The sequence below is a fragment of the Actinophytocola sp. genome (assembly GCF_035712165.1).
Classification (GTDB): Bacteria; Actinomycetota; Actinomycetes; order Mycobacteriales; family Pseudonocardiaceae; genus DASYTH01.
Map to the genome: position 1 here is coordinate 1 of NZ_DASTBH010000511.1, position 9,471 is coordinate 9,471.

The following is a 9,471-nucleotide window of genomic DNA, read 5'->3' on the forward strand; positions in this document are numbered from 1 at the left end:
CGCCGCAGACGCCGTAGTCACCCACCTAGTCACCCAAGCGCACATCAGGCCCTGACCACTCCAAAGTGGACAGGGCCTGACCTGGTCGGGGTGACAGGATTTGAACCTGCGACCTCTTCGTCCCGAACGAAGCGCGCTACCAAGCTGCGCCACACCCCGGTGAACCGGTGGAAGTCTAGCTGACGTCGGCGCCGGCTCCGAAGGGGGCGCGTTCTCGGGTGTTGGCGGGGTCGGAACCGGCGGTGGGGCGGGGGACGAGGGTGAGCAGAGTTGCCTCTGGGGGGCAGGCGAAGCGGACCGGAGCGTAGGGCGACGTGCCCAGGCCGGCCGAGACGTGCAGCCACATGTGGGCGCCCCAGCGGGAGGCGCCGCGGGCGCGGGAGCGGTCCAGGTCGCAGTTGGTCACGAGGGCGCCGTAGCCGGGGATACGGAGCTGGCCACCGTGGGTGTGGCCGGCGAGCACCAGGTCGTAGCCGTCCGCGGCGAAGGCGTCCAGCACCCGCGGCTCGGGGGAGTGGGTGATGCCCAGCCGCAGCGCTCCGCCGCGGCGGGGGCGGCCGGCGATGTCGATGTAGCGGTCCCGGCGCAGGTGCGGGTCGTCCACCCCGGCCACCGCGATGGTCTGGCCGTCGACCGTGAGCAGTTGGCGGACGTGGGTGAGGTCCAGCCAGCCCCGCTCGATGAACGCCGCGCGCAGGTCCCGCCAGGGCAGCGGCACGCCGTGGATCCGCTTGTTGGACGGGAACAGGTACCGGGCGGGGTTCTTCGGGCGCGGAGCGTAGTAGTCGTTGCTGCCGAAGACGAACACGCCGGGCCGGTCCAGCAGCGGGTCGAGCGCCCGCACCACGGCCGGCACGGCCTGCTTGTGCGCCAGGTTGTCGCCGGTGTTGACCACCAGGTCGGGGCTGAGCTCGGCCAGCGCCGCCACCCAGCGCTGCTTGGAGCGTTGGTCGGGCAGCATGTGCAGGTCTGTGATGTGCAGCACGCGCACCGGCCGGGAGCCCTCGGCCAGCACCGGCAGCGTGGCCTCGCGCAGGGTCCAGCGGCGCCGCTCGATGCCGGCCGCGTAGGCCAGGGTCGCGGTGCCGACGGCGGTGGTGCCCAGGGCGATTCGGCGGACGGTGGTTGCCAACGTGCTCACGACTACGAGCGTAACCCCGCGCCGCGGGTGCCCGGCCGGCGCCGCGTCCGGCCAGTAGGGTTCCGCGCATGGCTTCGCTCAAGGAGCGGCTGCAAAGTGATCTCACCGCCGCGATGAAGAACCGCGACAAGACCAGGGTGGCCACCCTGCGCATGGCCCTGACCGGGGTCGCCACCGAGGAGGCCGCCGACCAGGCGCGTCGCGAGCTGTCCGACGACGACGTGCAGCGGGTTCTCAACCGCGAGCTGCGCAAGCGCAAGGAGGCCGCGGAGGCGTTCGCCAACGCCGGCCGCACCGAGCAGGCGCGCTCCGAGCTCGCCGAGGCCGACGTGCTCGCCGAGTACCTGCCCCGCCCGCTCGACGACGCGGAGCTCGCCGCCCTGGTTGCCGAGGCGGTGGCCGAGGTCACCGACCAGATCGGCGGCCCGCCCGGTCAGAAGCAGATGGGCCAGGTGATGAAGGCCGCCAACGCCAAGGTGTCCGGCCGGGCCGAGGGCGGCCGGGTGGCCGCCCTGGTCCGGGCCCAGTTGAAGGGCTGAACTAGGGGTCGATCGGCAGGATGGTCACCGGCTCGCCGGGACCGCCGCCACCGTTGCCGCCGCCTCCACCGCCGCCGCCACGGCCACCACCGTTGCCGTTGCCGGGAAGACCGGGGAGGCCGGGGAACCCGGGTCCGGGCTGGCCGGGGCCCTGCGGGATGCTCGGCGCGGGCGCGATGCCGTTGCTGACCTGGATGGTGATCGTCGCCCCGGGCAGGGCGTTGCCGCGCGGCGACTGTCCGACGACGATGCCCTTCTTCGCGGCGTCGTTACGCGCGCGCACGGCCACCTTGTAGCCGACACCCTGCAGGATCTGGGTGGCCTCCTGCTGGCTCTTGCCGATCACGTTGGGGACCTTGGTGTTGTCGCCGCCGGTCATGTAGCGCGGGTCGGGCGGTGGCAGGTCCACGACCGGCAGCCCGGCCATGATCGGGTTCATCGCCTCGAACCAGGTCTGCGCCGGGGTCTTGCCACCGAAGATGTTGCCGGTGCCGCACAGCCGGGTCGGGTCGTCGCAGATCGGCCTCGGTTTCGGGCTGTCGTTGAAGGTCAGCACCGCGCCGGCGAGCTGGGGGGTGGCGCCGACGAAGCCGGCCGACTTGTGCTCCTGAGTGGTGCCGGTCTTGCCCAGCATCGGCCGGGTCCAGCGGGCCGATGCCGCCGCCCGCCCCGCGGTGCCGCCGGGCTTGTCGTCCTTGCTCAGCCCGACGACCAGGGTGTTGGCCAGCGTCTCGGCCACCGCCTGCTCGCACGGCTGCTCGTTGATGTCGACCTTCTTGCCCTCCCGGTCGAGCACCTCGACGATCGGGCTCGGCGGGCACCAGGTGCCGCCGCTCATCAGCGTGGCCGCCACGTTGGCCAGCTCAAGGGTGCTGGTCGCGGCCGGGCTGAGGGTGAACGAGGCGTTGCCCGGGTTGCCGGGCTTGCTCTTGAAGAACTCGGCCTGGGAGACCTTCTCCTCGGGGTTCTCCGAGTTGGCGTTCGGCGCCCGGCCGCCGTTGTTCTGCTTCATGGTCTCGCGCAGCCCGAGCCGGCTGGCGATGTCGACCACCGGGTCCATCCCGACCTGCTCCTCGAGGATGACGAAACCGGTGTTGGGCGAGGTGGCCAAGGCGTCCTGCAGGCTCATCGTGGCGCCGTAGCCCTCCCCGGCGTTGCGCAGGCAGTACCAGCGGGTGTCGCCGTCGTTGGGCTTGTCGGTGCGTGGGCAGGTCTTCCCGCCACCGGTGAACACCGAGGAGACGTGGCTGGACGGGGTGGCGATGGTCTGGAAAATGCCGCCGCCCTTCTCCAGGAACGCCGCCGCGGTGAAGATCTTGTAGATGGACCCGGCGCCGAACTTGTTGGCGCTGTCGTAGGGCAGGCCGTAGACGGTCTCTCCGGCGTCCTTGTTCAGCCCGTAGTCCCGGTTGGACACCAGCGCGACGACCTGGTGTTTGTCCTTGCCGGGCTTGACGATGGCCATGGTGTTGGCGATGCCCTCGGTGTTCTTGGGCACCTGGTTCTCGGCGGCCACCTTGGCCAGGTGCGTGGCGTTCGCGTCGAAGCTGGTCTTGATCACGTACCCGCCGCTGTACAGCTGGTCGCGGGAGAAGCCGATCTTCTTGAGGTAGTCCTCGACGTACTGGCAGAAGAAGCCGTACTCGGGACCGGCGCCGACGCAGTTGGCGGCCGGCTTGTCCGGCTGCGGCAGGATGCCGAGGTCCTCCTTCTTGGCGGCCTCGGCGGCGTCCGGGGACAGCTTCTGGGTCTCGACCATCTTGTCGATCACCAGGTTGCGCCGCTTGAGCGTCTCGACCCGGCGCTGCCACGGGTTGTACAGGCTGGGGTTGTTCACCATGCCGGCCAGCAGCGCCGCCTGGGCGACGGTGAGCTTGTCCGGGGTGGTGTGGAAGTAGGCCTGCGCGGCGGCGCCGACCCCGTAGACCTGGTAGGCGAACTCGACGATGTTGAGGTAGCCGGTGAGGATCTCGTCCTTCGTCATCTTCTGTTCGAGCTGAATGGCGATCCGAGCTTCCTTGAGCTTGCGGGTGATGGTCTGCTCCTGCGCCCGCTTCTGCTCGATTTTCTTCTCCGGCTCGTCGCCCCGATACACGACGTTGATGAGATAATTCTTCACGTATTGCTGTGTGAGAGTGGACGCACCCTGAACGTCACCGGATGTCTGGTTGCTCACCGCGGCGCGCATCGTCCCCCGCCAGTCGACGCCGTTGTGCTCATAGAACCGGCGGTCCTCGATGGCGATCAGCGCGGCCTTCATGGTCGGCGAGATCTGCTCCGCCGTGACCGGGATCCGGTACTGGTCGTACAGCCGGGCGATCGGGGTGCCGTTTGCGTCGGCAACCGTCGTGACCAGGGCGGGGTCGGATGCGACGAGGTTGCCGGACACGCTGTCGATCGCGTCGCTCGCCCGGTTCGATGCCACCCCCAGCGCTCCGACCACCGGGAACAGCATGCCGGCGACGAGGACGCCGGCCAACACGCACAGTCCGACAAGCTTCAACAGGCTGTCTCCAACACGCACTCGCCCAGCCTACGCGTGACCCATCCGAAGTAACCGCGACACCGAAGAGTTGTTGACATTAGGTAACGGCTGTCGGGGCCGGTGTTCAGTTGGGAACCAGCGACCTCTAAAGTCCGTCAACGTCTCACGACGGCGCTAACACGTCGGGCCGAACGGGGCCGGCTTGGAGGCACCCGATGCCGGGGGGTGTCGGGTTCGAGGTCGAGACGACAGCTAGGGGTGGGGGTCATGCAAAATGACCAGGTAGCAGATTGGCGAGTCGCCGCGCTGTGTCGCGACGAGGATCCCGACGGTTTGTTCGTGCGCGGCAAGGAGCAGCGTAAGGCCAAGTTGGTCTGCGTGGCGTGCCCGGTGCGGACCGAGTGCCTCGCGGAAGCGCTGGATAACCGGATCGAGTTCGGCGTGTGGGGCGGCATGACCGAGCGTGAGCGGCGGGCTCTGCTGCGTCGCCGGCCGGACGTGACCTCGTGGCGCGACCTGCTGGACAACGCCCGGCGGTCGCACACCGAGGACGACGTCCGCGTCGGCTAGGACAGCTTGTCGCCGACCTCCCGCAGACCGGCGAGGTCGTGCACGTCGGCCGGCATGGCCGGGACGCGGACCACCCGCACCGCCGGGTGCGCCTTGGTGAACCGGGCGACGAGCCGGGACTCGCGAGCGGCCACCGCGGCCCGGTCCGCGTGCAGCCGCAGCACCGCCGTGGCCAGCCGCGCGTCGCCGGACTTGTCCAGCCGGTCGGCCGCGGCCAGCGCGGCCGGGCCGGACAGCAGGGCGAGCACCGGGTGAGTCCGGTTGACCACCAGCCCGGCCAGCGGCATCGCGTCGGCGGAGAGCCGCTCGACGAAGTAGCTCGCCTCGCGCAGCGCGTCCGGTTCCGGCGCCGCCACCACCAGGAACGCCGTTCCGCTGGACCGCAGCAGCTCGTAGGTCTTGCGGGCGCGCTCCCGGAAGCCGCCGAACATCCCGTCGAAGGCCTGCACGAACGCGGACGCGTCGGCCAGCAACTGGCCGCCGACGATTGCCGACACCGCCTTGGCGAACAGCCCGAACCCGGCGCTGACCACCTTGCGCACGCCCCAGCCGCCGGCCCGCGCCGGACCGGTGAGCAGCTTGATCATGCGGCCGTCCAGCGCGGAGGACATCCGCTGCGGGGCGTCCAGGAAGTCCAGGGCCGAGCGGCTCGGCGGCGTGTCCACCACGATCAGGTCCCAGCGGCCCTCGGCGGCAAGCTGGCCGAGCTTCTCCATCGCCATGTACTCCTGGGTGCCGGAGAACGACGTGGAGATCGTCTTGTAGAACGGGTTGGCCAGCACCTCCTTGGCGCGCTCCTCCCCGGCGTGCGCGAGCACCATGTCGTCGAAGGTGCGGCGCATGTCCAGCATCATCGCGGACAGCTCACCGGCCGGTTCGAAGCCGTCGACCTCCACCGCCCGGGGAGTGTTGCCGAGCTCCCGCAGGCCGAGCGACTGGGCCAGCCGCCGCGCCGGGTCGATGGTGAGCACCACGGTCTTGCGGCCGCGTTCGGCGGCCCGCACCCCGATGGCCGCCGCCGTGGTGGTCTTGCCCACCCCGCCGGACCCGCAGCAGACGATCACGTGCGTGTTCGGGTCGTCGATCAGGGCGTCGATGCGCAGGGCCGGTGCCACTAGTGCGCTCCCTGCTCGACCAGCGTCTCGGCGAACTCGTACAGCGCCGCGATGTCCACCCCGTCGGTGCTCTCCGGCAGCTCCAGGATCGGCAGGTCCACCTCGGCGAGCAGGGCCCGGGCGCGCTGCTCGGCCTGCACCCGGATGGCGTGCTCGACGGTCTCGGCGACCAGGCCGTCGAGGTCGTCGGAGGTCAGGTCGAGGCCGGCCGCGGCGAGTCCGTCGCGGACCCGGGAGGCGTCCACCCGCCCGTCCGCGGCCGAGGTCACCGACCGGGCCGGCAGCCGGGGCGGGCGCACCCGGTTGAGGATCACCACGCCGGGCCGCAGCTCGGCGCCGTCCAGCTCACCCACCGCGTCGATGGTCTCCCGCGCCGGCATCTCCTCCAGCAGCGTGACCAGGTGCACCGCGGTGTCGCCGGAGTGCAGCAGGCGCACCACGCCCTCGCTCTGTCCCTTGATCGGCCCGACCTTGGCCAGGTCCACCATCGCCCGGGTGACGTCGAGGAACTTCACGATCCGGCCAGTCGGCGGGGCGTCGAGCACCACCGCGTCGTAGACGTGCCGGCCGTGCTCGTCGGTGCGGCCGACACACTCTTTGACCTTCCCGGTGAGCAGCACGTCGCGCAGGCCGGGGGCGATCGTGGTGGCGAACTCGATGGCGCCCATCCGGCGCAGGGTCCGGCCGGCGAAGCCGAGGTTGTAGAACATCGTGAAGTACTCGAGGAGGGCCGCCTCGGCGTCCACGTGCAACGCGCGGACCTCGCCGCCGCCCGGGGCGGAGGCGATCCGCTGCTCGGCGTAGGGCAGCGGCTCGGTGTCGAAGAGCTGGGCGATGCCCTGCCGGCCCTCCACCTCGATCAGCAGGATCCGGCGCCCGCCGGTGGCCAGGGCGAGGGCGAGCGCGGCCGCGACCGTCGTCTTGCCGGTGCCGCCCTTGCCGGTGACCACGTGCAGCCGGACTCTGGAGATGGCGTCGTTCCAGCCGGCAGCGGTCACGCCGACCAGCCTAAATGTCCAGCTACCAGGCCGCTTTCCCGGCTCAGCTGGCGAGCAGCATGACCGTGACGGCGAGCCCGACGGCGATCACCAGCGCCCAGGACAGCCAGGCCGCCAGGGTGGTCGCGACCAGCAGGCAGAGCACGGCCAGCACGGTGCTGGTGATCGCGCCGGACAGGGCCACCTGGCCGTTGGTCGACCCGCTGCGCTCGCGCACCTTGGCCATGGTCAGCAGGACCAGCACCACGCCCCCGGCGGCGATCAGCGCCGCGGCGATCAGTCGCCAGGCTTCCATTTGAACAAGGTAGCGGTGACCCGTGCCCTGATCGTGACGACTACGCTCCCGCCTCATGACCCAGTGGGAGTACGCCACGGTGCCACTGCTGATCCATGCCACCAAGCAGATCCTCGACCAGTGGGGCGAGGACGGCTGGGAGCTGGTCACCGTGCTGCCCGGGCCGACCGGTGAGCAGCTGGTGGCCTACCTCAAGCGGCCGAAGGGTGCGTGAGCCGGTGCCCGGGACGGTCTGGACCGATCGACTCGCCGAGCTCGGCATCAAGCTGCCCTCGGTGCCGCCGCCCGCCGGTGCCTACGTGCCCGCGGTGCGGGCCGGCTCGCTGGTGTTCACCGCGGGCCAGGTGCCCTTCGTCGACGGCGTGCTCGCCGCGACCGGCAAGGTCGGCGCCGAGGTGGCCCCCGAGGAGGCCCGCAAGCATGCCCGGACCTGCGCGCTCAACGCGCTGGCCGCGGTGGACGCGCTGGTCGGCATCGACGCGGTGGTCCGAGTGGTCAAGATGACCGGTTTCGTGGCCTCCGCCGAGGGGTTCACCGGGCAGCCGACCGTGCTCAACGGCGCCTCCGAGCTGGTCGGCGAGATCTTCGGCGACGCGGGCAGGCACGCCCGGTCCGCGGTCGGGGTGGCCGAGCTGCCGCTCGGGGTTCCGGTCGAGGTGGAACTGGTCGTCGAGGTCTCCTGAGATGACGGACTCGGCCGCGTCCTGCCACGAGCTGTTACTCCGGCTCGCCGGCCGGTTGCCGGACCGTCAGCTGTGGCGGTTCCGGGACTGGCTGGCCGCCGGCGCGCTCGACGCGCTGGCCCGCACGCTGCCGCTGACCATGCTGCGGGACCGGCTGGGAATCACGGACCAGGAGTCGGTGCTGCTCAGGGCGGCGTTGCTGGACGCGGGTGCGGATCTGGGGATGCTCAACTCGCTGCCATGGGTGGACGAAATCGCCGATGTCGGCTACACCTTCACCCCAGAGTCGCCCGAATGGGCGAACAAGGGTGACTCCGTAGCGGTAGTGCTCGGGGCGGTGCTCGGTGGCCGGCCCGAGGTGTTGGACGTGCGCGAGAGCTGGCGCCGGCACCGGTCCGGACAGGGACCGGCGATCCGGGTCGTGCTGGTGACCGCCACGGCGGACCACGCCCGGCTCACCGGCGAGCTGCAGCGGGTCCTGCGGGCGCTCGGCAGCTACGAGCCGTGCGTCGAGGTGCTGCCGGACGGCGGCGAGCTGACGCCGTACCACGAGGCGGCGCTGGCGGCGTCCCAACCGCTGCTGCCCGGCCTGCCGACCTACCGGAGGCAGCTGATCGGCCGCTAGCACCCCCCGCGACCCGACGAAGGAGGAACACCATCAGCGTGGCGCAGGTTGCCCAGGGTCCTGGCTGGTCCGGCGGATCGCTGCCGGTCCGCGCGCACGACCTCCTGCTCTCCTTCGCGGGCCAGGTCGACGACGACGCCTTGGCCGACGCGCGTGAGCTGCTGGCCGCGGCCGAGGTCGACCGGACCCTGGACTTCCTGGTCGGCTGCCTGGTCGCCGGGCACATCCCGATCAGCGCGGCGCAGCGGGGCGAGCTCGACGCCCTGTCCGCGCCGGCCTACCTGGACCGCAGCCTGTTCAACCGGCTGATCGTGGACGACTCCGCCGCGATCCCCCGGCACCGGTTCGCCGCCGAGGTGCCCGGCACGGAGAGCGCGGCGCAGGGCGTGACCGACGCCGCGCACCGGGTGCTCGACGCGCTGCCGGATGTGCGCTCGGTGTGGGCGGTGTGGCGGCTGACCCCCGCCGGAGCCGTCTCCGGGCCGGTGCCGCACCGCGTCGTGCTGGTCGGGGTCGGACCGGCCGGGTTCCCCACCGCGACCGCCTACCGGCTGGAGCACACGCTGCGCCGGGTCGGCGTGCGTGCCTCGGTGGAGGCGCTGCGGGACGGCGCGCAGGCCCCGGACTACCACCACACCGCCATGCAGTACGCCACCCAGGTCCCGTTCGGCGCACATGCCGCGATCGCCCCCGCGCGGCCGGCCGCCCAGCTCAGCGCCTCCCGGCTGCCGGCGGTGCCACCCGGCCCGGCGCCGCGGCCGGGACCGCCGACCGCCACCCGGATGCCCGCGGTGAACCCGCCCTCGATGCCCCGGCTCGAACAGCCGAGCGGGCCGCGGCTACCCGCCCCGGTCAACCCGCCCTCGGTGCCGAGACTGGAGCCGCCGAGCCGGTCCCGGATGCCGGTCGCCGGCCCGCCGTCGGTGCCCCGGCTGGAGCCGCCCAGCTTGTCGCGAACCCCGCCTGCGCCGCCGCCGAACCGGATCCCGCCCGGCCCGCCGAGCATGTCCCGGATGCCGC

General features: G+C 71.8%; 11 protein-coding genes and 1 tRNA gene. 6 read left to right on the forward strand and 6 right to left on the reverse strand.

The genetic code is table 11. The features are described from left to right. Nucleotides 1–82: 82 nt before the first annotated feature. Nucleotides 83–159, reverse strand: a tRNA-Pro gene (locus VFO68_RS28940). Between the two features lie 16 nt (nt 160–175). Then, nucleotides 176–1,141 carry a metallophosphoesterase gene (locus VFO68_RS28945; RefSeq protein ID WP_325161579.1) on the reverse strand — a complete coding sequence of 322 codons (966 nt, stop codon included), beginning with the start codon at nt 1,139–1,141 and terminating at the stop codon, nt 176–178. 68 nt (nt 1,142–1,209) lie between these two features. Between VFO68_RS28945 and VFO68_RS28950 the strand changes: the two genes are divergently transcribed. After that, nucleotides 1,210–1,680 carry a GatB/YqeY domain-containing protein gene (locus tag VFO68_RS28950; RefSeq protein ID WP_325161580.1) on the forward strand — a complete coding sequence of 157 codons (471 nt, stop codon included), beginning with the start codon at nt 1,210–1,212 and terminating at the stop codon, nt 1,678–1,680. Nucleotide 1,681: 1 nt separating this feature from the next. On the opposite strand, the gene VFO68_RS28955 is transcribed toward VFO68_RS28950, so the two are convergent. Continuing rightward, nucleotides 1,682–4,204, reverse strand: coding sequence for a penicillin-binding protein (locus VFO68_RS28955; protein WP_325161581.1), 2,523 nt, complete (start codon nt 4,202–4,204; stop codon nt 1,682–1,684). Between the two features lie 228 nt (nt 4,205–4,432). On the opposite strand from VFO68_RS28955, the gene VFO68_RS28960 reads away from it, so the two are divergent. Continuing rightward, nucleotides 4,433–4,735: a WhiB family transcriptional regulator gene (locus VFO68_RS28960; RefSeq protein WP_325161582.1), complete on the forward strand. Its 303-nt coding sequence runs from the start codon at nt 4,433–4,435 to the stop codon at nt 4,733–4,735. On the opposite strand, the gene VFO68_RS28965 is transcribed toward VFO68_RS28960, so the two are convergent. Genes VFO68_RS28965 through VFO68_RS28975 form a run of 3 tightly spaced genes read right to left on the reverse strand, consistent with a single transcriptional unit; the run spans nt 4,732 to nt 7,143 of the window. Then, a complete protein-coding gene (locus VFO68_RS28965; RefSeq protein WP_325161583.1) occupies nt 4,732–5,850 on the reverse strand; it encodes an ArsA family ATPase in 1,119 nt (372 codons plus the stop codon). The genes VFO68_RS28960 and VFO68_RS28965 overlap by 4 nt on opposite strands. Next, nucleotides 5,850–6,848 (reverse strand): ArsA-related P-loop ATPase, encoded by a 999-nt coding sequence (locus tag VFO68_RS28970; protein WP_325161584.1) that lies wholly within the window; start codon nt 6,846–6,848, stop codon nt 5,850–5,852. The genes VFO68_RS28965 and VFO68_RS28970 overlap by 1 nt, the downstream gene beginning before the upstream one ends. A 43-nt stretch (nt 6,849–6,891) precedes the next feature. After that, nucleotides 6,892–7,143, reverse strand: a complete 252-nt coding sequence (locus VFO68_RS28975; RefSeq protein ID WP_325161585.1) for a hypothetical protein — start codon at nt 7,141–7,143, stop codon at nt 6,892–6,894. 55 nt (nt 7,144–7,198) lie between these two features. Between VFO68_RS28975 and VFO68_RS28980 the strand changes: the two genes are divergently transcribed. The 4 genes from VFO68_RS28980 to VFO68_RS28995 all read left to right on the forward strand — a co-directional run. Beyond that, a complete protein-coding gene (locus tag VFO68_RS28980) occupies nt 7,199–7,357 on the forward strand; it encodes a hypothetical protein (RefSeq protein ID WP_325161586.1) in 159 nt (52 codons plus the stop codon). 4 nt (nt 7,358–7,361) lie between these two features. Then, on the forward strand, nt 7,362–7,826 hold the full coding sequence (locus tag VFO68_RS28985; protein ID WP_325161587.1) for a RidA family protein: 465 nt from the start codon (nt 7,362–7,364) through the stop codon (nt 7,824–7,826). Nucleotide 7,827: 1 nt separating this feature from the next. After that, entirely contained in the window at nt 7,828–8,451 is a 624-nt protein-coding gene (locus VFO68_RS28990; RefSeq protein ID WP_325161588.1) for a hypothetical protein, read from the forward strand. A gap of 38 nt (nt 8,452–8,489) precedes the next feature. Beyond that, nucleotides 8,490–9,471 (forward strand): hypothetical protein (locus VFO68_RS28995; RefSeq protein WP_325161589.1); only part of this gene is annotated, 982 nt, incomplete at its 3' end.